The sequence below is a fragment of the Flavobacterium acetivorans genome (genome assembly GCF_020911885.1).
In the GTDB taxonomy this organism is placed as follows: domain Bacteria; phylum Bacteroidota; class Bacteroidia; order Flavobacteriales; family Flavobacteriaceae; genus Flavobacterium; species Flavobacterium acetivorans.
Genome location: NZ_CP087132.1, coordinates 1,094,774 through 1,118,079, shown reverse-complemented (window position 1 = coordinate 1,118,079; position 23,306 = coordinate 1,094,774). Strand labels below are relative to the sequence as shown.

Genomic DNA, 23,306 nt, shown 5'->3' with positions numbered 1-23,306 from the left:
TTCCTAATAAAAACCAAAAATACATTTTGTTCCAAAAGCTTTTCAGTACATTTGTATATACAAATAAATTTCGCTCTAAAATAGATCAAGGATGGAAAATAAATTAAAAATACAAATCTGGTCGGATATCATGTGTCCGTATTGTTATATTGGGAAAAGAAGAATCGAATCAGCGCTGGAGCAATTCGAACATAAAAATGCCGTAGAAATTGAATGGAAAAGCTTTCAGCTTGACGCAAATTTTGTAGCCTCGGAAGGAGATAATTTGACTGAACATCTGGCAGAAAAATACCAGAAAAACAAAGAATGGGCTCAAGAAATGATGGACAACATGACCAAAAATGCTAAAAATTCAGGATTGGATTTTCATTTTGAAAAAGCGGTAATGGCCAATTCATTTGATGCCCATCGTTTATTGCATTTGGCCAAGAAATTCCAACTAGGCAACGAACTAAAAGAACTCTTATTTAAAGCGTACTTGACTGATGGAAAAAACATAGGAGACTTAGAAACCTTAAAGCAACTAGGAATCGAGGCTGGCCTTGACGCCACTGCAATCGAGGCTGTTTTACAATCAGATACCTATTCAGAAAACGTAAAACAAGATATCGAAATGGCGCAAAAAATAGGTGTTCAAGGCGTTCCCTTTTTTGTTTTAGACAATAAATATGCTATTTCAGGCGCACAACATGTCGATACTTTTGTTCAAACCATTCAAAAAGTATGGGAAGAAGGACAATTTGATTCCAAAATAACGGTAATCAACAATTCTTCCGAAGGAAGCTGTGATATTAATGGATGCAATTAAAATCCCGTCTATACTCTTAAATAAAAAAAGGCTCTTAAAAGAGCCTTTTTTACAAACCAAACCAATTTATTAGTAATAAAACTAATTAGTTAACCGCTAAAACAACAACACAATTCATGCCAAAAATCAATTTAACAATTGACTTTTATCTTATTTTGTAAAACTTTAACAAATTAACCATAAGAAGCACAAATCAACACAAATAATTACAGCTTCCTAAACTCAAAACAAAAGTAGCAATCGCCTAAAAACTATTTAAAAGTACTACTAAGCTATTTCCATGCCTTTAATGGGATAATACACCAAATCACTACAACTTTAAATACCAATATAAAGAGCTAAAGACTGCCGAGCAAAGCAGACAATTGCTTAAATTTGTCCTATGTATGCTTTAGTTGATTGCAATAATTTTTATGCTTCCTGCGAACGTGTTTTCCAACCGGAATTCAACGAAAAACCCGTTGCTATCTTGTCTAACAATGATGGCTGCGTGATTTCAAGAAGCGAAGAAGCCAAATTCGCCGGTATTCCCATGGGAGTTCCTGCCTTCCAGATTAAAGATTTAGTACGAGAGAAAAACGTAAAATTATTTTCATCTAATTATGCTCTATATGGAGATTTAAGTCATCGCGTCATGTCAATCTTAGGGCAGTTTACACCCAATCTAGAAATCTACAGTATTGATGAAGCCTTCTTGAACTTTGACGGAATGACAATCCCAGATTTTCATGACTATGGGATTCAAATGAAAAAAAGGATACAAAAATGGGTAGGAATCCCAGTATCAATAGGTTTTGCTGAAACTAAAGCCTTATCTAAAGTAGCTAATAAAATTGCCAAAAAATTTCAAGACAGAACCCAAAGTGTTTATGTAATAGATAGCGATGAAAAAAGAATAAAAGCACTAAAATGGACAAAAATTGAAGACGTTTGGGGCATCGGATACCGAACAACTAAGAAAGCTAAACTAAGAAACATCAAAACAGCTTTCGATTTTATTCAGCCACAACATGAATCTTGGATCAAGAAAGAAATGGGAGTAATTGGACTGCGCCTCAAATATGAACTGGAAGGGAAATCAGTACTGGATTTAGAACCCATAGCAGATCAAAAGAAAAGCATTGCCGTTACCCGAAGTTTTCCAAAACAAATCTCTGATTTTGACTTATTGCGAGAACGTGTAGCCACGTTTGCTTCGGTATCCGCAGAAAAATTAAGAAAACAAAAATCTTGTTGCCATACTATAATTGTGATGTTGCTTATTGACAAACACAGTGTTCAAACATCAAAATATTATTTCAATATGGCAGTAACCCTGCCTTATGCGACAAATTCCAGTTTGACCATTTCAAATGCAGCTATTGACTTATTAAAAAAGCTACATAAAGGAAACGAACATTTGAAATTCAAAAAAGCAGGAGTCATCGTAACGGCACTTATCGATGAAAACCAAAAACAATTTCAATTATTTGAGGATGAAAATCCAAAACATTTGGCCCTAATGAAAGCAATAGACAAGCTCAATAAGAAAATTGGATATACTCAGATAAAACTGGCAACTCAAAATTTAGACCTGACCTGGAATATGAACCAAAACCATTTATCGCCAAAATACACTACTAATTTTAAAGAGATCCTTGAAATACGATGCCAATAAAAAACAAACAAAAACTCCAGTTTTTCCATCCCGAATATAAGAGTGACCTAAAAATTCCTTTTATTGCAGACGGTGTATCGGCAGGTTTTCCTTCCCCCGCAACCGATTTTATGGAAACCAACATCGACTTAAATAAAGAATTAAGCGAAAATCCATTGGCTACTTTTTACATCAGAGTCAAAGGCAATTCGATGATTGATGCTGGCATCAACGATAAAGACGTTCTGATTGTAGATCGAAGCCTGGAACCGCAAAACAATAAAATCGCCATTTGCTTCATAGACGGGGAGTTTACCGTAAAACGAATCCAACTTGAAAAAGACTGTCTCTATCTAATGCCCGAGAATCTGAATTACTCACCAATAAAAGTAACAGAAGAAAATCAATTAATTATCTGGGGAATTGTAACCTATGTAATTAAGAAAGTATAAAATAAAAAAAGCCTCTTCTTACGAAGAGGCTTTTAAGTACCCGGAGCCGGAGTCGAACCGGCACGGTTTCCCACAGGTGTTTGAGACCAGCGCGTCTACCAATTCCGCCATCCGGGCTTAGCAGACAAGAATAATAAACAATTATTCTAACGCAATAAAGAGATATTTAGTGGTAGCTAGACATCTTTTCCTTTAACACGGTGCAAATGTAAAAAATAAATTTAGAAATCCACCCAAAAATATTTTATTTTTTGTCTCAAAACTAAAACCATTTTTAACCCTAAACTAACACAACAAATTAACTCCTTACAAAACAATAATTTAAACTAAAAACAGCATTGTAAAAAAACTTTTAACCCACAAACCTCAGCAGAACAAAACAACTATTAAGTCAAGACATCAATCTTCACCGCTACAATTCAAAATCGAATTGAACAAACAACTCCGTTTTATCATCCTTGAGGCGCTTCAAATCTGAAAATACTTAATTTTTTCCTTTCAGAGTTAAATAAATTTTCTAAATTTGCACCTCGTTAAAAACACAACACACAACTAACTACACCCGAGGCGTATACACATATTTAGCTAACACAAATTACAAAGCGAAATTGTATTAAGCGCAGCGGAATAAAAAACAACAATTTACAATGTCACATCTAGAACCGGAAGCTAAAATTTTTGCTTGTTCACAAAGTGTCTATCTAGCCGAAAAAATCGCAAAAGAATACGGAATTCCGTTAGGAAAAGTCACCATGTCTAAATACAGCGATGGTGAATTCCAACCTTCTTACGAAGAGTCTATCAGAGGATTAAGAGTTTTTATCGTTTGTTCTACTTTTCCAAATGCAGACAATTTGATGGAATTATTACTCATGATCGATGCTGCAAAAAGAGCTTCTGCAAGACACATCACAGCAGTAATACCGTACTTTGGTTGGGCAAGACAAGATAGAAAAGACAAACCTAGAGTTCCGATAGGAGCAAAACTGACAGCTAAATTACTCGAAACTGCGGGAGCAACAAGAGTAATGACAATGGATTTACATGCAGATCAAATCCAAGGATTCTTTGAAAAACCAGTAGATCACCTTTTTGCATCCACTATCTTTTTACCATATGTAAAAGGACTGGGACTAGAAAACTTAACCATTGCTTCTCCTGACATGGGAGGATCAAAAAGAGCCTATGCTTATTCTAAATTTTTAGAATCAGATGTAGTGATTTGCTACAAACAAAGAAAGGAAGCCAATATCATCGACACCATGGAATTGATCGGTGAAGTAAAAGGAAAAAATGTAATCCTTGTAGATGACATGATTGACACAGGAGGCACTTTGGCGAAAGCCGCTGACTTAATGCTAGAAAAAGGAGCATTAAGCGTAAGAGCCATTTGTACTCACGCCATTTTATCAGGAAGTGCTTACGAAAAAATTGAGAATTCTAAATTAACAGAACTAATCGTTACCGATTCTATTCCGTTAAAGAGAGAGTCAAACAAAATAAGAGTGTTGAGTTGTGCCCCTCTTTTTGCCGAAGTAATGCACATGGTACACCACAACAACTCGATCAGCGGGAAGTTCATAATGTAACCACAAACAAATAGAATATTTAATAACTATATAATTTTTACAATGAAATCGATTACAATTAAAGGATCAGAAAGAGAAAGCGTGGGCAAAGTAGCTACTAAAGCCTTACGTAATGCTGGAGCGGTTCCTTGCGTGTTATACGGAGGAGATCAACCAGTACATTTTTCAGCAGAAGAAAAAGCATTCAAAAGCTTGGTTTACACTCCAAACGCTCACACTGTTGTGATCGACCTTGGTAACGGCAAATCATTTAATGCCGTTTTACAAGACATCCAGGTTCACCCTGTGTCTGACAAGATTTTACATATTGACTTCTTTCAAATTTTTGAAGACAAAGAAATCACTATGGAAGTTCCTGTAAAAATCATTGGTAACTCTAAAGGAGTTATGGCCGGTGGAGATTTACGTTTGAACAACCGTAAACTTAAAGTAAGAGCTATCCCAGCAAATCTTCCAGATTTCGTTGAGGCTGACATTACTCCACTTGACATGGGTAACAAATTATACGTTACTAAAGTGCCATCTGAAAACTTCAAAATCATGCACCCAGACAATACCGTAATTTGTCAAGTGAAGATTTCTCGTGCTGCTATGAAAGCGGCTCAAGAAGCTGCAAAAGCTGCAAAAGCACCTGCAAAAGGAAAGAAAAAATAATCTTTTTTCAAGCATACTTAAAAGCATCAGTTGTAAAACTGGTGCTTTTTTTTTTGCTTTCAAGCGAAAGAAGCGGCTTTCCCAGCCGGCAACTTTCCCGCTGTTCGCTTCAATCTTTTTTTCGGCAAAAACCTCAAAAAAGGATTTCCACTTCCATCGGGGCTACTTAGGTTTTAAGGTTTTGTTCTTGTCATTAATCTAAAAATACACCAATCTTATAGCCCAATAATCGAATAAAGTCTATTTTTGCAGCATGATAAAATGGATAGCCAAAATATTCCCATCAACAAAGAAAGAAGACCATACAGATTCTATGAAACCGGAGGTTCAGGAACATCAAAAAAATAATACAGAAAGCGTGAGTAATAAATTTTTAATAGTAGGATTAGGCAACATCGGTGCCGAATACGTAAACACCAGACACAACATTGGCTTTAAAATAGTAGATCATCTTGCCAAAAAAGAAGGAATTCAATTTGAAACGGCGAAACTAGGCTCATTAGCCCAATTCAGATTCAAAGGAAGAACTTTTTTCCTTTTGAAACCCAATACCTACATGAATTTGAGCGGAAAAGCAGTACAATACTGGATGGACAAAGAAAACATTCCTTTGCAAAATTTATTTGTCATTACCGATGATTTAAACCTGCCATTCGGAACCATCCGTATCAAACCAAAAGGAAGCGACGGCGGACACAACGGACTAAAAAACATCAACCTTGTCCTAAACACCAATCAGTACACCCGTTTCCGTTTTGGTATCAGCGATGAATTCAAAAAAGGAAAACAGGTAGATTATGTACTGGGAGAATGGGACGACAACGAAAAAACAGCCTTGCCAGAACGTTATGAAATAGCTTCCGAAATAATAAAATCTTTTGGGACTGCCGGACTAGAAAACACCATGACCACATACAACGGAAAATAAAAAAGGAAGCTTTGCGCTTCCCTTTTTATTTTACTCTATTATTATTTTTTTAACCTCTCTTCTATCCCCATCAATAACTGTCAATAAATAAATCCCCGATCCTAACTGCGGCAACTGAATATTTTCATTGAAATTAAATTTACTCTCAAATTCTCTTTTAAACAATTCCTTACCCAACAAGCTGTGAACCATGACTTTGACACCATTTGTGTTCTTACTCATAAATTGTACCGTAATATTACCATCGCTAGGATTAGGATAAGACACTATTGGTGAAAACTCAAAATCCGGCGCTATTAAAGTATAATTTTTGGTGCAAATCGTTATCGTAGCCGAGTCTAAAGTTCCTGTATCTTCAAGGAAACGGTCACGCCCTCTAAACACCCATTCTCCTTGAGGATTTTGACCATTAAAAACAGCCAAAGACTCATAGGGACTAACCTTTTGAACAACTGCAGACCCACAGTCAAGAGCATCACCCAGATCATCATAATTCAACAACAAACTGCCATCTGTATTTCCGCAACTTTCTTCAAACAACTTCACAGTAATCCCTTGAGGATTCACAACATCTATTTTCACATCCGACATATAAGAATGTGTAAAACCTACGGACAAATTCACATCTACAATTGTTCCTGTTGTTGGCGGAACAGTAATTTTTCTCGTTACATAAGTCGGTGATTCCGGTATATCAAAAGGAGTTGGAGCAAATGTATAAGTCTCACAAGAGGAAACAACCGAATACCCAATTGAAAATGCCTTACTGTTTATGGCATAATAGATATTTGCTGTGGGCTCAATTAAAATCCGACAGTCTTTAGCCGTAATATTTGGAATCACGATAACCTCTGAGCCATCATTTGGAGTATTTGCCGCCAAAATCGTCGGAAACGTCAAACCTCCGTCTGTAGAAAGTTTTATATTCACATTAGACGATCCTGGCAAAATATTAGAACCGTTTACACTCCAACTGACCGTTGTGTTTTCGCCCTGAAACCAACTTAAATCTTCGGTATTTTGTGATGTTATTGCAAATGGACCCGCTGCTCCACTTACATTTACAATCATTGATGCGGTATTCGTTTGAGCGGTACCTAGAGGAGCATTATCCCTTGCCGTCAAGGTAAAATGAAGCGTTCTTGCAATAGAGGAAACCGACTCCCAAGTGGTGCTCAACCTACCCGAGAGTACCGTACTAAGCGCCGGCATATAACGTATAGGAGAACTCTTTGGTTTCAAAGATCTAAAAAGAGGGCCGTCAGGCTTAGTAGGAAATGCGATACTACTTGAACCACTTTGGGTTTTGGCATCATCATTTTGCTCCCAGCAATACGTTAGCACATCTCCATCAGGATCAAGCCCAGTACCTTTTAACACAAAAGCAGTTCCCTTTGGGATCGTCCAATCAGTGCCAGCACTTACAACTGGAGGATTGTTATTTAGACTAACTGTTTGAGGACAAACTTTTGAAGCAAGATTATTTTGTATTTGTAAAATGCTAACATAAGCAAAATAATCATCCGAATTGTTTTGAATATTATTATCGGCTATTCCAGCATATCCCATAATAGTAGAACCACTACCCGGCTCCACATTGACGCCTGTACCTTCAATATCTTCAGAAAAAGTATGATTTGCTCCCAATTGATGCCCCATTTCATGAGCGACAAAATCGATATCAAAAGCATCCCCCATAGGACGCCCATCAGAAGGAGAAGTATAAGCACTTCCCTTAGCATAAGAATCTTCAATGGTAGGATCTACACAAACACAACCAATACAGCCTGCGTTGCCTCCACCACCCGAAGCACCAAACAAATGTCCTATATCATAATTCCCATTTCCTATCACATTGCTTAGATTATTCTGCAACTCGAGACTCCAACTACCATCTACTCCCGTTCTAGCATCAGAATAAGGATCTGTACTAGCATTGGTATAAACAATAAGATTATTATTGGCAATTATCTGTAATTTTAAGGCCAAATCTCTATTAAAAACCCCGTTAACCCTTGTCATAGTAGCGTTCATAGCCGCCAAAGCTCCAGCGACTGTTCCACCGTGATACGCCGCATACTCTCCTGTGCAAGATAAAGCCAAACGCAGGGTTTTAAAAACCTTAGTATTGTCCGAAACTCTACTTGTCTTCTTCAACAGCTGCTTATTAATCGCAATATCCTCCGTCTTACAAGAAAAGGGAAGACTAGCGGAATTTCTACTTCCAGAATTAAAAAGCACGTAGATGCCTTTATCACTTAATGAAGCTTCTATAAATTCTGATGCGCTATCAGCTCTAAGCACCATCGTTTGAATTCCATCGGGTGACAAACTAAAATTCAAGGAAGCCGTGGGATCTGTAATTCCTATTCCGGTATAAGACTTTATATCTGGGAATTTGGCCTGTAATTCCGGATCAAAATTGGAAGATTCCCAAACTGAAAACTCCTCAAAAGCACCATTAATATTAGGGATTTTAATACGTTTTAATTGTTTTCTATCCGTACTGCTTGGCAAGAAACTCAAAGATTGCCTCAGCATTGTTTCGTCCAATTGAAAAAACAACTTTTTTTCGAGACCGGAATTCAATCCATTCCCCTGAAAATCCAAATTCATATCCCGATTAACTCGCTTCCAAGGGGATTCTTTTTGGGCATAAACCACCGAGCCGAAGAAAATAACAAACAGCCAAAGTATATTTTTTTTCATAGCTTGAAAATATAAACTCAAAAATAAACCATTTTTATCTAATTCGAGTATTCCTTTTGGCTTTCCTTAAAATCTAACCTTCAATTCAGTCTGTTTCATATGAATTTACTTTTTTTTAAAAACAACACAAAATATATTGAAAATCACTGGCAATACCGCTAAATTTAAAATAGATACCATAAATTTGCAGTATTATAAAACAACAGCTTTGAATATTTTTCAATCGATACAAGATTTTAACTCTACCAAAAAAACGATTCTTACCCTTGGCACTTTTGATGGGGTACATATAGGTCATAAAAAAATTCTGAAAAAACTGACCCAGAACACGGAAAACAACAAATACGAAAGTGTAGTGTTGACCTTTTTTCCACATCCTAGAATGGTTTTACAAAATCAATCTGACATCAAATTACTGAATACAATCTCCGAAAAAATAGATTTACTTGAAAAAACAGGAATTGAAAACCTTGTTATTCATCCTTTTGACGAGAGTTTTTCCAGATTAGCTGCCGAAGATTTTGTTAGAGAAATTCTTGTAGATCAATTCCATATCCATAAAATAATCATTGGTCATGACCATCGCTTTGGAAGAAACCGCACAGCAAACATTGATGATTTAATCCTTTTTGGACAGCAATTTGGTTTTGAAGTTGAACAAATATCTGCCCAAGAAATAGATGCAATCTCAGTAAGTTCTACTAAAATAAGAAAAGCATTATCCCAAGGAAACATGGCTCTGGCAAACCAATACCTAGGATACAACTATTTTTTGACAGGCATCGTTGCAGAAGGAAAACGCCTTGGAAGAACGATAGGATTCCCTACTGCTAACCTAAAAATAAAAGAAGACTACAAACTGACTCCAACAAACGGCGTCTATATCGTAGAAAGCACAATTGACCAAAAAACTATTTTTGGAATCATGAATATCGGTTATAATCCCACTGTTGGCGGAGAACATTTATCGATAGAAATCCATTATTTAGATTTCGATGCTGATTTGTACGGCCAGGAATTATCGGTTTCAATACTACACTATCTGAGACCAGAACAAAAATTCGACTCTATAGAATCGTTAAAAACACAAATAGAGAAAGACCGAAACAACGCAATATCCTACCTAAAAAAACACTAATAATTAGTAAATAAAACCTTAAGCTATCTCAAATTTTTTGTGTAAATTTGAGATGTATTCCCTTGTTTATCAAAAAGATATTTTTTTAACTTTTTAAAACTAAACATATGAAACTACCAAAAGAACTATACAACGGATGTATTATTTTTATTGGAATTGGTCTCTATTTTTTTTCAATGGAACTTTTAGGCCTAGCCGATTTGGTTTACTTACGATTATTAAACATCCTATTTGTTTTTTATGGAGCAAACAGGACTTTAAAAGCAAATTTTAAAGAAGGAAAAACTATTTTTCCATACAATGCTGTTTCTGCTCTAATCACATCTCTAGTTGGAGTATTTCTAAGCATAATAGGTCTAATAGCCTACACCTACTACAAAGGCGGAGATTCTTACATCCAAACATTACCGGACACTTTTCTATTTGTTGGCAAACCCTCCGTGATGACGTATAGCATTTCTTTGCTTTTTGAAGGAATTGTTTCTGCTGTAATTGTAACATTTTCACTAATGTTATTTTGGAAGAAGCAGTACCCATCTGATTAACCAACATCTTAACCCAAAAAAGGTTGAAAAGCAATTTCTGGTATTTTACAACAAATTAGTTTTAATAAGGAACCTATATGAAACTACCACAAGAATTAACAAACGGAATACTTATTTTCATTGTTATTGCGCTCTTTTTTTTATCAATGGAAGCACTTGGCTACAGTAATTTATTTTACTTACGCTTCTTAAACATTTTTTTTGTTTTATATGGTGTGAACAGAACCATTAAAGCAAATCTTTCCCAAGGCAAAAAAAAGCTTGCCACTAATGCGGCTTCAGCCATAATCACCTCATTTATTGGTGTGGTTTTAAGCGCCATCGGGTTAATTTTTTACAGCTATTCCAAAGGAGGAAATTCCTATATCCAGACCTTACCCAGAACCTTTCTATTTGCTGGAAATCCTTCAATCAACACCTATTCTATTTGTTTATTATTTGAAGGTATAGCCTCTTCTGTTATTGTCACTATGTTACTAATGCTGTATTGGAACAATCAATTCACCACTGACTAAGCTTCTAGACCACTCAACTTCAAAATGCTTTTTAAAAAACATTACATTGCTTCATTAGAACAATTTGACTACTTTTGGGGCATTAAAAAACAGCATACAATGAGTATCACAAAACATAATTGGACTAAAGAAGAAATAATCGCAATATACAATAAACCCATGATGGATTTGCTTTACGAAGCAGCTTCGATTCATAGAGAACACCATGATCCAAACGTGGTTCAAGTTTCAACCTTATTGTCTATTAAAACTGGTGGATGCTCTGAAGATTGTGGCTATTGCCCACAAGCAGCTCGCTACCATACTTCTGTTGAAGGCAATGATTTAATGTCAGTTAGTCAAGTAAAGGCACAAGCTTTACGTGCAAAATCAGGAGGTTCATCACGCGTATGCATGGGAGCCGCTTGGAGAAACGTTAAAGACGGCCCTGAATTTGACCAAGTTTTAGAGATGGTTCGCACCATCAATAAAATGGACATGGAAGTATGTTGTACTCTTGGAATGATCACTGAAAATCAAGCGCAGCGTCTAGCAGAAGCAGGTTTGTACGCTTACAATCACAATTTAGATACTTCTGAAGAATATTACAAAGAGGTGATTTCAACCCGTGGCTTTGAAGATCGTTTGCAAACTATAGAAAATGTACGTAAAACTAATGTTACGGTTTGTAGCGGCGGAATAATTGGAATGGGAGAAAGCATTGACGATAGAGCCGGAATGCTTGTGGCACTTTCTACACTAAACCCTCAACCGGAATCGGTACCAATTAATGCTTTGGTTGCCGTTGAAGGAACTCCTCTGGAAGAAGAAAAACCAGTAGAAATTTGGGAAATGATCCGTATGGTTGCCACAACCAGAATTATAATGCCTGAAACCCAAGTACGTTTGTCAGCAGGTCGAATGAACATGAGCCGTGAAGGACAAGCTATGTGTTTCTTTGCAGGAGCCAACTCTATTTTTGCAGGTGATAAATTACTAACCACTCCAAATCCGGATGTGAATGAGGACATGAAAATGTTCGAAATGTTAGGTCTTAACCCTCAAAAACCTTTCACCAAAGTGGTTCAACCAAAAACAGTTGAAGCTAAAGACTCTGAATTTCAATCCCTAGGAGAAAAACCAAAATGGTCACGCCCTGGGCACACTATTGAAAGAAATCTTGAAGCATCTGTCAAAGGAAAATAAACCATCAAATAGAATATCAAAAATCCCAGCTTTTTATACAAAGCTGGGATTTTTGCATTATAACTATTTACTTTTGGAAATAGACTTGTTTAGCAAGAAAAAAGACAGCCCTCAAATGGGTTAATAAATGATTTTTTTACTAACTGTTGAGCCATTTTTCAAAACCACATTCACAATTAATACCTGCTCACCAGAAACCACATTAGAAACTGTTAAACTAGCATCATTCACATCTTCTTTATAAAAAACCCTACTGCCACTAACATCATAGATCGCAATTTTTTCTATAAAACCATCCGCTGAACTGATTTTTATTACTTTATCCTGAACCAAAACGAGCACCTTATCATCCATACCTGAAACGACTTTCAACATATTACTATTGTTATAACGCAATACAAATCGGTCATTAAAAACACCTTTTTCTGTGGTGAAGCTATAGGCTTCTTTTTTTAAATCATGAAAAACGCCTATCAATTTATCTTCTAGAAATACATCTTGCGAAGCTAATTGACCATCTGTACGGTCGATGCTTACTTGAAAATCTCCTTTGACCGAAGTTTTATAACCCAATCGTACTGTATCATTCTCTTGAAATGGTAAGGCCCGACCTTGAATCGTTAAATTTAAGTTCTCATTTATACTATAAAAATCCACAAACTGATTTCCGTCATAACTTATTCCATCAAAAAAACCTTCATTATTATTTGTTGCTCCAGTAATGTATCCAATTAAAGTCTGTTTGAAAGCACCTTGTTGATTAGTTAAATTCAACCAAATACGGTTTTTTTCTAATGTCTTAGCATTGGTTGATTTTGATGTTGATTTAAATCTAAAAAACTGTGCATTATCATTGCCTGATGGCCCTCCAGAAATACGCATACTGTTATTGAAGGTAACTAAACCACCTGAAATACTGCTTGAAGCAAAAAAAGCCTGTCCAGCAGCAATTTTACCTGTTGGCAAATTCAGATTATTATTGTTATTCGGATCATTTGTATCTGAATCTGTTCTGGCTGAAATAGTAGTTTTAATCCCGCCAGTAAGATTGTAGGATGCATAATCGTTAGCAGTATAATTATAAGTAGCATTGCCAGCCACAGCACTACTGGGCGGGGAGTTATGAGTCCAAAAATAAAGAGTCCCTTCCAAAGCTGTCGAATTATAGATCAAAAACTCATCAGCATCTATGGCTGAAGGATATGGATTCCCTATAAGATAAGACTTGTCACCCTCAAGTGAGACGGTTTTTATTCCATTATTAGGCACTCCTATAAATTTAGGATTAGAGTCAATACTAGCTTCTGTAATACTGAAACTTTGCGGTGCTCGTATACTATATCCTTTTGCCGCTTCCATACTTATAGTACCATTGACATGTATCACCCAACCTTTATCAGGGTTAAAGCTATAATACTTATCATAGAACGTATTTGGAGATAAATCATGCAATGTTTGCCCGACCACTGGTGAAGACCAATAAGTAAAATCATATCTTTTTACAGGAGCCGTATAGCGTCTGTAAATGATATTTCCCATATTTATTGCATTATCGGCAATTTGAACCAGACTTGAATTATTGTCAAAAGTCAATGACCCTCCTGAAACAATTAATCCATTAGTTAGCGTGAGCGTTCTTCCGTTTGGAATAACAACAGCACCTGATTTTACCTCACACGAACAACCAACTAAATCTTGGTTTTCAGAATAATTTCCCTCAAAAACAATCTTATCAGAAACTGTAGGAACATTTGGAAACCATGAACTCCCATTCCATTTTGATTCTACCGCTGCTTTTATGACACAATCGGTAACAGTAGAAATACAACCAGCACTGTTTTTTATAATTACCTTATAAATTCCTGCGGTCAAAGCTGATTTAGTATTACTTGCTTGGTAACTCGCTCCATTATCAAAACTATAAACATCTGTTTCACTCTGCACCGCCACTGTAATTGACCCTGTAGCTGATATACAATCCGGCTGAATAATAGTTGTTTGAGGCACTGTCAACTGAGGTAAAAAAGTTATCAAACGTGTTCTTGTCGAACTATCCACTGAGCATTGGGTTGTCGAATTATTAAAAGTGACATAAACCCGATATTCCCCTGACTCTGCCGGCGTTCCGTTACTAATACTCAATGTTGCAGTTGAAGCTCCTGAAAAATGAGCCCCATCAACAACATCAGTCCATACTCCAGAGACAACAGATCGTTTCCATTTGTAGAGAACGGGCCCATTGGAAGCATTAGAAACTACCGCTGTATACGAATAACTTGCTCCGTAACAAAGCTTCACATTCACTATAGATTGAACCGGAGTCAAAGCTGGCGATGTTATATTGACTAATTCATTCACTGAAAGAGTAGCAACACTGGAAGTGACACTACAAGTCCCATTAGAAACAACGGCTTGGAATTGTGTGCCATTTGGAAATTGAGCACTACCAACATTCTTTACAGTAATCACATTAGTATCAAAATTACTCACATTTGTTGTAGCTAAGGAAATGGAAGTAAAACCCAAATCCCCAGTTTTTTTATATTGCCACGAATAAACTAAACTCGTACCCGTAGCAACCACCTTAAAATTAACATCACGCTTTTCACAATCCAATTGATCCGTAGGTTGTACTGTGATTACAGGAGATGAATTAACAACCACCGTAGTATGGCCGTAAGCAACTTTATTATCAGATTGTCTGGTCATTACAACATTGTAAACACCCCCAACTGCATTAGAACCAGCCAGAAAACTAGGATTTTGAGCCGTACTTGTAAAAGAATTAGGCCCTGTCCACGAATAGCTAAAAACCCCATTGGGCGGTGGAGTAGCAGTAAGATTAACAAGCCCCCCTACACATACTGGCGAATTTGATGTTGCAGCTCCTGTCCCTCCCAAAGATTCTAAATCACTAAAACTACTATTTGAATTGGCTTGACCATTACAAGTCGATACCAACTGGTCTCCTATATAAATCCTATCAGATGCTGTGCATTGATTCCCACCATCAAGTTTCCCACCTGCATTAACGGTAATACTAGAGCCTTCTGCCAGTGTTATTCTATCATTAGCTCCAGTTCCAAATAATAGTATAGCCTTATCTCTAACAACAAGATTAATTGGCCCCAAACAACTAAGATTAAATCCTGAATCAATCGTCAAAGTCATCGTATTGGTATCATCCCCAATATATAAAAATGCACCACAATTACTTAAGGGTACAGTACCACATGATAATGTGCTTGTACTTACAGATGCCGTAATAGAACATTGTGCTTTAGTATCAATTGAAAAGAAAAATGTTAAAAAGAAAAAAACAAAACTAATAATAGTACAAATTTGTCTCATAAAAAATTGATATATAGATAATATATTCTTAAATCATTAGTTTTAAATCAATGAAATTGAAATATCCTACAAGATTAAATGATATTTTATGGCTAAAAAATTAAATACGTTTATATACATTTTTCGTCGCCAAAATACACGTTTTCAAAGCAATACAATATTCTATAAAACAACTACTTACACCTTTTTAGACATCTGTTTTTAAACTCATCAATTTTAAAAAAATAGCAAAAAAAAGAACAGTAAAACACGTCGGTACGATCGGGAGAATAACAACTAATTACGATGCTTTTATAAAAAAAGCTTTTCATTTTTTTATTGGAACCAAGCTATAGTTTTCAGTATAAATTCTTAATTTTAAAATTTCAAATGAAAGACATTTTTTCCATCAAAGAGGCCATCCAAAAAATAGAACATTATTGTGCTTATCAAGACCGCTGCCATGAAGAAGTGGAGCAGAAATTGAGAAGTATGAAAATGGATTCTGAAGAAATCAGTTCCATTATTACGCATCTTATCAAGGACAATTTTCTCAATGAAGAACGTTTTGCCTGCAGTTTTGCCCGAGGAAAACACCGCATCAAACATTGGGGTAAAATCAGAATTGTAAATGAATTAAAATACAGAGGTATCAATCAGACATTGATTAATATTGCCCTAAAAGAGATTAGCCCAGATGAATACATTAGTACTTTTGATTCATTGGCAGAAAAACATTGGGAATCGATAAGAGAAACCAACATTCAAAAAAAACGAAAAAAATTTTGTGATTATTTACTCCGTCGCGGCTTTGAAAGTAATTTGGTTTATGAAAAAGTAAAGGAATTAGAATTACTCTAAAACATTTTATAGAGACAACAAAACACTCACAGCATTCCCTCCAAAACCCACCGCATTCACCAATACTTTCTTGATATTTCTTGTTTGATTTTGTGCTTTTGCAAAAGGAACTCCAATAAACTGATTGTGTTGCATCATCATTATAGCCAGCTCCATACTCAATATACCCGATGCTCCGAAGGTGTGACCAATTTTCCATTTATTAGTGGTCAATAAAGGAAGGTTTTTACCAAAAACTTTCTCTATCGCTCTATATTCTGTCAAATCCCCTTTAATAGTTCCAGGAGCATGCATAACAATCGCATCTACGGCTGATAAATCTGTGTCTTGCAATGCCATTTTCATCGATTTTTGGAAACAAGTAGCTTCTGCCGAAATAGAAATATTATGTTCCAAAATTTCAGTCGCATAACCAATTCCTTCAATAAAAGCCAGCGCATTTTCTTTTTTCCCGATTTCAAGACAGCAAACAGCTGCTCCTTCGCCCAGAATCATCGTATTTTGTTTTTTCTCTAAGTCCAAGGCCCGATTTGGCCATTCGGCAAGCTCAGGCTGACGTTCATCTATATTCGAATAAATCTTCAACGCTCGCATCTGGGCTATTGTAAAATCAGTCAAAGGAGCCTCGCTTCCTCCAACAAGGAATTTATCAGCCATTCCTGCACGTAACCAAGCTACACCATTCAATACCGCATGCAATGCCGTCGAACAAGTAATAGAATGAGAAATTTCGGGTCCGATACTTTGCAAATCATGGGCAATCCAAGAAGAGATATTACCCAAAGTCGTTGTTGGCGAAGCCAATGTCTGCGCTTTACCCGATTCCAGATATTCAAGATGGTGCTTTTCAAATAAATCAGTGGCACCACGAGAAGAACCTATGTTTATCCCAAAAATATCTTGCTGTCCCCATCCGGCACTTTCAATCGCTTTTCGAGAAGCCAGCATAGCATACAAAACCGATTTATCCAAGGCTTTGTATTTAATATCTGAATCACGCATAGCCGCAACAAGCACTTTAGAATCTTCACCAAGCACAGCTGTCAATGTTTCTTTATGATCCAGCACTTGTTTTTCAAAAAAATGAGTATTCTTTAGATAATTCTCCCAAATGACTTTTGGCTTATTTCCTAAAGGGGAAACAGAAGCGATTGCAGTTATAGAAATGGTTTTTGACAAAATGTTGTTTTTTAACCGCAAAGGTCGCAAAGTTTTTCGCAAAGTTCACACGCCTTTGAGAAAATTTACACGCTAAAATTACGGCTTATAAATAAAAAATTATACAATTTCTAAAGCATTTTCGACCACTTGATATACTTTTTGCAACTGCTCATTAGTCATAATATAAGGTGGTAAAATATAGACAATATTACCAACGGGACGAAGAATCACTCCGTTTTCAATGAAGAAATTATAAAGTTTATTACGCATAGTTCCATAATAACTCTCGTCGCTTTCCTTTTTTATTTCTAAAGCAAAAACAACTCCCAAAACACGGGTAGCGGTGACTTTAGGATGCGTCTTGATATGCTCTTGAAAAGCCAAATGACTGGCGTTTACCCTTTCCAAATTCGACTGCATTTCCGGAGTTTGCAATAATTCTAAACTCGCCAAAGCCGCGGCACAACCCGTAGGATTGGCAGTAAAAGTATGACCGTGAAACAAAGCTTTATTGATATCATCGTCATAAAAAGCTTCGAATATTTCCTGAGTAAAAGTAGTAATCGCCATCGGAATCGTTCCTCCTGTCAATGCCTTAGACAAACACATAATATCCGGTTTTTGTGTTGCATAATCCATAGCAAAGGTTTTTCCGGTTTTACCAAAACCAGTCATGACTTCATCAGCAATGGTAATTACATGATTCTCTTGGCAAATCTTGATTAATTCATCCAATGCTTCTGGCTCGTACATCACCATTCCGGCTGCTCCCTGAACCAAAGGTTCAAATATAAAACCGGCACAATTATGATCTTGAATCACTTTTTTCAAAGCCTCAAAACTCACTTGTTCCTGTCCTTTTACCGGAACTGGAATACGAACCACATCGATAAACATGCCTTGAAAAGCCTGAGTGTAAAAAGAAATTCCGCTTGCGGCCATTGCCGCAAAAGTATCACCGTGAAAAGCATTTTCGAAAGCAATAATGGTGGTTCGTTTCTCTCCTTTATTGAAAAAATATTGCAAAGCTACTTTTATAGCTACTTCCACCGCTGTCGAACCATTATCTGAAAAGAATATTTTCTGCTGATTTTCAGGTAAAATTGCCATCAGTTTCTCAGCTAAAACTACTGCCGGTTCGTGTGTAAATCCACCGAACAAAACGTGTTCTAAGGTCGTCAGCTGTTTATAAATCGCATCGGCAATAAATTGATTACTGTGTCCGTATGGGTTCACCCACCAAGAAGCAATAGCATCGATGTATTCTTTGTTGTTTTCGTCCCAAAGCAAAGCTCCTTCACCTTTTGTAATAGCAATAGGAAGTGAGGCTGTTTTGTGTTGCGTATAAGGATGCCAAAGATATTGGCTGTCTTTTTCTATTAAGTTCATTTCTTATTTTTTAGATATAAGAAAAAAGAACAAGATGAAAGACCTAACAATCTATTCTCTTCGTTCTTTTTTCTTGTTTCTTTTTTCTATTTTTTATAAATTTAATAAATTATCACGAAACAAATCAGCGTATTCACTAATAACGTTTTGATCAAAATAAGGTTCTTGTTCTATTCTTCCAATACATTTGACGCCAGTTTTATTCTGAATTATACTTTCAGAAGATTTGTTTTCCTCGCCACTAAAAATAATTCCTGCAATGTTTATTTTCCTGTTTTTTAAGGCTTCAATTGTCAACAAAGTATGGTTGATACTTCCTAAATAATGTCTAGAAACAATAATTACTTTATAATCCTTTTGAATCAAATCGACAATGCAATCCTTTTCATTTATTGGAACAAAAATACCTCCGGCACCTTCAATAACGAGATGGTTTTTGTCCCGATAGCTATCGGGATTGGGTTCTTTTATTTTTTTTAAATCAATAGTAATTCCGTCCAATTCAGCGGCAAGATGTGGACTGGCTGGCGTGTTGAGTTTATAGCTGTTTTCGTGAATAATGGTTTTGTCGTTTGAAATATAACTCTTGATTTTATGACTATCAGAATTGTCCAAATCGCCCGCTTGAATGGGTTTCCAATAATCGGCTTCGAGAGCTTCGACAATTATGGCTGAGGCGATCGTTTTGCCTACATCGGTAGATATTCCTGTTATAAATAGTTTCATAGTTAGCCCACGGATAATACTGATTTAACAGATTATCACGGATTTTTTTTGTTTTGTTTTCTATCGTTTGTATAAATCATACGTTTGAATTCTGCATCTTCTCCAAAATTTAATAATAAGCCAACTTCAATTTCAGTCGCTTTAAGATAATTCATTATTTGTGCAACGTGAGCATTCATAAGCAATTCACAAGCTTTGAGTTCAACTATCACCTTGTCTTCAACCAATAAATCAGCATAATATTCACCAACTAATTGATTTTTAAAATAGACTTTTATCGGTTTCTGTGCTTCCACTTTATAACCCAAAGATTTTAACTCAAAATACATTGCATTTTGGTAAACTTTCTCCAGAAAACCATAACCCAACTGATTATATACATCATAATAAGTCTTTAAAATAGAGTCTGTTATTCCTTTATGAAGCAAGTTTGACATAATTAATCTGTGTTAATCAGTAAAATCCGTTTAATCAGTGGGCTAAAATACAAAAGTACTCAACAAAGCTAAGACTTCTTCGATTTCTTGTTTCGAATTAAAACTATGCAAACAAAAACGCAATCGTTCCTGACCTTCGGGAACTGTGGGCGAAAGAATAGCTTTTACGTCAAACCCTTTCTCTTGTAGCTGAAACGCTATACTTTTTACTTTTTCGTTTCCTGGAATAATCGCACTTTGTATCGCCGATTTACTTCGAATAAAAATTGGTTTTAATCCCAATAAATTCTTTTGCTGATTGAAATGAATGATGTTTTCACAAAGCGATTCAACATTCTTTTTATCGCTTTCTAAATATTGATAAGCAATCAAGATTGTCGCTACCGAATGTGGAGAAAGCCCTGTAGTATAAATAAAACTTCGGGCAAAATTGACCAAATATTGTTTTAATTCTTGACTTCCCAATATCGCAGCACCATGACAACCCAATCCTTTTCCAAAAGTCATGATTCTGGCAAAAACGCGGGCTTGTAAACCTAACATTTGAACCAATCCTTCTCCCTTCTCACCAAAAACACCTAAAGCATGTGCTTCATCAATGACTAAATAACAATTGTGTTTATCAGCCAAACCAACAAGTTCTTCTAAATTTGGCGTATCCCCATCCATAGAGAAAACACTTTCGGTAACAATGTAAATGTTTTTAAGTTGTGAGTTCTGAGTTATAAGTTGCTTTAGAATTAATTTCTCTAAATTCTCAAAATCATTATGATTGAATTTAAACGATTTAGCATTCCCCATTTTAATTCCGTCTCGAATGGAGGCATGACAGAGTTCATCAAACAAAACAACGTCATTTCGTTGCGGTACAGCCCCAAAAAAACCAACATTGGCATCATAACCGGAATTAAATATCAAGGCCGATTCTGATTGATGGAATTGCGCAATAAAAGATTCCGCTACTTGATATACTCTATGATTTCCTGAAAGCAACCGTGAACCTGTGGCTCCATTTTGAAGATACGAATTAGCTACTAAATACTGATGAGTTTCATTAAAAATAGCTTCCGATTTCGAAAAACCAAGATAATCATTCGATGCAAAATCGATTAAATTATTATACTCTGGTAATTGGCGCAAAGCATTATTTTGAATCCTAGTATCTAGTTTTGCTTTAAGGGTTGTAGATAGATTTATCATGAAACAAAAATAAAAAAAAACGCCAAGCTAAGCTTGACGTTTTATATAAAATTCAAATTGCCTTAATCAGCTAAAACAATTACTTTATTGTCTTTCATTTCAATAGTTCCTGAAGAAATAGCTAGAGTATAGTTCTGATCGTTTACTTTCGAGAACAAAGCTGCTGTTTCTTTACTGAACTTAAAACTTGGAGCGGTTATGCTCACAATTCCTTTTTGTAGTAATGAAACTATAGGCGCGTGATTATTCAAAATTTGAAAAGCTCCATCAACTCCAGGTACAGATACAGATGTTATTTCTCCTTTGAACAAAGATGCTTCTGGTGATACTATTTCTAATAACATAGTTATGAGTTTTGAATTATGAGTTATGAGTTTTACATTAAAAACTCATAACTCATAACTTATAATTATTAAGCTTCTGCTAACATTTTTTCTCCAGCTTCGATAGCTTCTTCGATAGTTCCTTTAAGGTTGAAAGCTGATTCTGGCAAGTGATCTAATTCACCGTCAATAATCATGTTAAATCCTTTGATTGTATCTTTAATATCAACTAAAACACCTTTCAAACCTGTAAATTGCTCTGCAACGTGGAATGGTTGAGACAAGAAACGTTGTACACGACGTGCTCTAGAAACTGACAATTTATCTTCTTCAGATAATTCTTCCATACCAAGAATCGCAATAATATCTTGCAATTGTTTGTATTTTTGAAGAATTTCTTTTACTCTTTGCGCACAGTTATAGTGCTCATCTCCTAAGATATGTGGAGTTAAAATTCTTGAAGTAGAATCCAATGGATCTACCGCTGGGTAAATACCTAGCTCAGCAATTTTACGAGACAATACTGTTGTTGCATCAAGGTGAGCAAATGTTGTAGCCGGAGCCGGGTCAGTTAAATCATCCGCAGGAACGTAAACCGCTTGTACAGATGTAATAGAACCCTTATTTGTAGAAGTAATACGCTCTTGCATCGCTCCCATCTCAGTTGCCAATGTTGGTTGGTAACCTACCGCAGATGGCATACGACCTAAAAGTGCCGATACCTCAGAACCTGCTTGTGTAAAACGGAAGATGTTATCCACGAAGAACAATACATCTTTTCCTTGATCAGAACCAGCTCCATCACGGAAATATTCAGCAATAGACAATCCTGAAAGTGCTACACGAGCACGAGCTCCAGGTGGCTCATTCATTTGTCCGAAAACGAAAGTAGCTTTAGACTCTCTCATTCCTGGCATATCAACTTTAGACAAATCCCATCCTCCATTTTCCATAGAGTGCATGAATTCATCACCGTATTTTATAATTCCTGACTCTAACATCTCACGAAGTAAGTCATTTCCTTCACGAGTTCTTTCTCCTACTCCTGCGAATACTGAAAGTCCACCGTGACCTTTTGCAATATTGTTAATCAACTCCTGAATCAATACTGTTTTACCAACACCAGCACCACCAAATAATCCAATTTTCCCTCCTTTAGAGTAAGGCTCAATTAAATCGATTACTTTAATACCTGTGAATAAAACTTCAGATGAAGTTGAAAGATCCTCGAATCTTGGAGCTTGACGGTGAATTGACATTCCGTTTTCTCCTGTTTTTGGCAAGTTTCCTAAACCATCAATTGCATCTCCAATAACATTGAATAAACGTCCGTAAACATCAGCACCAACTGGCATCTGGATTGGATTTCCAGTTCCAACTACTTCATAACCTCTACTCAAACCATCTGTTGAGTCCATCGAAATGGTACGAACGGTGTTTTCACCAATGTGAGATTGCACTTCAAGTACTAACAAAGTACCGTCTTTTTTTGTGATTTCTAATGAATCATAAATTTTTGGAAGTTCAACATCTTTACCGTTGAAAACTACATCAACTACTGGACCAATGATTTGGGCAACTTTTCCTATTACTTTTGACATTACTTATGTATTTATTAAATAGCTATTTAGGTTTATGAAATAAAATCAATCGAAACATATCGATTAGATGCTTTTTTCAGAGTGCAAAGATAATTTTTAAAAATAAAAAATCAATAATT

At 36.0% G+C, this 23,306-nt stretch carries 20 protein-coding genes and 1 tRNA gene; 11 read left to right on the top strand and 10 right to left on the bottom strand.

Annotated elements, in window-relative coordinates:
- The first annotated feature begins 91 nt into the window (after positions 1-91).
- The 3 genes from LNP19_RS04950 (at position 92) to LNP19_RS04940 (ending at position 2,896) form a co-directional block, all read left to right on the top strand.
- Entirely contained in the window at positions 92-808 is a 717-nt protein-coding gene (locus LNP19_RS04950; protein WP_230063697.1) for a DsbA family oxidoreductase, read from the top strand.
- A gap of 382 nt (positions 809-1,190) precedes the next feature.
- Positions 1,191-2,465 carry a Y-family DNA polymerase gene (locus LNP19_RS04945; protein WP_230063696.1) on the top strand — a complete coding sequence of 425 codons (1,275 nt, stop codon included), beginning with the start codon at positions 1,191-1,193 and terminating at the stop codon, positions 2,463-2,465.
- The gene (locus LNP19_RS04940) at positions 2,456-2,896 is read left to right on the top strand and encodes a LexA family protein (RefSeq protein ID WP_230063695.1); all 441 of its coding nucleotides are present in this window, start codon (positions 2,456-2,458) and stop codon (positions 2,894-2,896) included. The genes LNP19_RS04945 and LNP19_RS04940 overlap by 10 nt, the downstream gene beginning before the upstream one ends.
- 37 nt (positions 2,897-2,933) lie before the next feature.
- Here the strand turns inward: LNP19_RS04940 and LNP19_RS04935 are convergent.
- Positions 2,934-3,013, bottom strand: a tRNA-Leu gene (locus LNP19_RS04935).
- Between the two features lie 530 nt (positions 3,014-3,543).
- Here LNP19_RS04935 and LNP19_RS04930 point away from each other — a divergent pair.
- The 3 genes from LNP19_RS04930 (at position 3,544) to pth (ending at position 6,067) form a co-directional block, all read left to right on the top strand.
- A complete protein-coding gene (locus LNP19_RS04930) occupies positions 3,544-4,485 on the top strand; it encodes a ribose-phosphate pyrophosphokinase (protein ID WP_230063694.1) in 942 nt (313 codons plus the stop codon).
- A gap of 42 nt (positions 4,486-4,527) precedes the next feature.
- Positions 4,528-5,139, top strand: coding sequence for a 50S ribosomal protein L25/general stress protein Ctc (locus LNP19_RS04925; protein WP_230063693.1), 612 nt, complete (start codon positions 4,528-4,530; stop codon positions 5,137-5,139).
- A 253-nt stretch (positions 5,140-5,392) separates the two neighbouring features.
- Positions 5,393-6,067 (top strand): aminoacyl-tRNA hydrolase, encoded by a 675-nt coding sequence (gene pth / locus LNP19_RS04920; RefSeq protein WP_230063692.1) that lies wholly within the window; start codon positions 5,393-5,395, stop codon positions 6,065-6,067.
- A 30-nt stretch (positions 6,068-6,097) separates the two neighbouring features.
- Here pth and LNP19_RS04915 read toward each other — a convergent pair whose 3' ends face one another.
- Positions 6,098-8,776, bottom strand: a complete 2,679-nt coding sequence (locus LNP19_RS04915) for a zinc-dependent metalloprotease (RefSeq protein ID WP_230063691.1) — start codon at positions 8,774-8,776, stop codon at positions 6,098-6,100.
- Positions 8,777-8,984: 208 nt separating this feature from the next.
- On the opposite strand from LNP19_RS04915, the gene LNP19_RS04910 reads away from it, so the two are divergent.
- From LNP19_RS04910 to bioB, 4 genes are all read left to right on the top strand, one after another.
- Positions 8,985-9,914 carry a bifunctional riboflavin kinase/FAD synthetase gene (locus LNP19_RS04910; protein WP_230064213.1) on the top strand — a complete coding sequence of 310 codons (930 nt, stop codon included), beginning with the start codon at positions 8,985-8,987 and terminating at the stop codon, positions 9,912-9,914.
- Positions 9,915-10,021: 107 nt separating this feature from the next.
- Entirely contained in the window at positions 10,022-10,459 is a 438-nt protein-coding gene (locus LNP19_RS04905; protein ID WP_230063690.1) for a hypothetical protein, read from the top strand.
- Positions 10,460-10,536: 77 nt separating this feature from the next.
- Complete coding sequence (locus tag LNP19_RS04900) at positions 10,537-10,974, top strand: hypothetical protein (protein ID WP_230063689.1); 438 nt, start codon at positions 10,537-10,539, stop codon at positions 10,972-10,974.
- A gap of 99 nt (positions 10,975-11,073) precedes the next feature.
- Positions 11,074-12,159: a biotin synthase BioB gene (bioB, locus tag LNP19_RS04895; protein ID WP_230063688.1), complete on the top strand. Its 1,086-nt coding sequence runs from the start codon at positions 11,074-11,076 to the stop codon at positions 12,157-12,159.
- A gap of 120 nt (positions 12,160-12,279) precedes the next feature.
- On the opposite strand, the gene LNP19_RS04890 is transcribed toward bioB, so the two are convergent.
- Positions 12,280-15,510, bottom strand: a complete 3,231-nt coding sequence (locus tag LNP19_RS04890; RefSeq protein ID WP_230063687.1) for a T9SS sorting signal type C domain-containing protein — start codon at positions 15,508-15,510, stop codon at positions 12,280-12,282.
- Positions 15,511-15,879: 369 nt separating this feature from the next.
- Here LNP19_RS04890 and LNP19_RS04885 point away from each other — a divergent pair, with 369 nt between their 5' ends.
- Positions 15,880-16,350: a regulatory protein RecX gene (locus LNP19_RS04885; protein WP_230063686.1), complete on the top strand. Its 471-nt coding sequence runs from the start codon at positions 15,880-15,882 to the stop codon at positions 16,348-16,350.
- A 6-nt stretch (positions 16,351-16,356) separates the two neighbouring features.
- Here the strand turns inward: LNP19_RS04885 and LNP19_RS04880 are convergent, their stop codons facing one another.
- The 7 genes from LNP19_RS04880 to atpD form a co-directional block, all read right to left on the bottom strand.
- Positions 16,357-17,529, bottom strand: a complete 1,173-nt coding sequence (locus LNP19_RS04880) for a beta-ketoacyl synthase N-terminal-like domain-containing protein (RefSeq protein ID WP_230063685.1) — start codon at positions 17,527-17,529, stop codon at positions 16,357-16,359.
- A gap of 99 nt (positions 17,530-17,628) precedes the next feature.
- Positions 17,629-18,900: an adenosylmethionine--8-amino-7-oxononanoate transaminase gene (gene bioA / locus LNP19_RS04875; protein WP_230063684.1), complete on the bottom strand. Its 1,272-nt coding sequence runs from the start codon at positions 18,898-18,900 to the stop codon at positions 17,629-17,631.
- 93 nt (positions 18,901-18,993) lie between these two features.
- Complete coding sequence (bioD, locus tag LNP19_RS04870; RefSeq protein WP_230063683.1) at positions 18,994-19,626, bottom strand: dethiobiotin synthase; 633 nt, start codon at positions 19,624-19,626, stop codon at positions 18,994-18,996.
- 35 nt (positions 19,627-19,661) lie between these two features.
- Entirely contained in the window at positions 19,662-20,063 is a 402-nt protein-coding gene (locus LNP19_RS04865; protein WP_230063682.1) for a GxxExxY protein, read from the bottom strand.
- A gap of 42 nt (positions 20,064-20,105) precedes the next feature.
- The gene (locus tag LNP19_RS04860) at positions 20,106-21,263 is read right to left on the bottom strand and encodes an aminotransferase class I/II-fold pyridoxal phosphate-dependent enzyme (protein WP_230063681.1); all 1,158 of its coding nucleotides are present in this window, start codon (positions 21,261-21,263) and stop codon (positions 20,106-20,108) included.
- Positions 21,264-21,325: 62 nt separating this feature from the next.
- Positions 21,326-21,607, bottom strand: coding sequence for a FoF1 ATP synthase subunit delta/epsilon (locus tag LNP19_RS04855; RefSeq protein WP_230063680.1), 282 nt, complete (start codon positions 21,605-21,607; stop codon positions 21,326-21,328).
- Positions 21,608-21,675: 68 nt separating this feature from the next.
- Positions 21,676-23,187 (bottom strand): F0F1 ATP synthase subunit beta, encoded by a 1,512-nt coding sequence (gene atpD / locus LNP19_RS04850; RefSeq protein WP_230063679.1) that lies wholly within the window; start codon positions 23,185-23,187, stop codon positions 21,676-21,678.
- Positions 23,188-23,306: the final 119 nt, after the last annotated feature.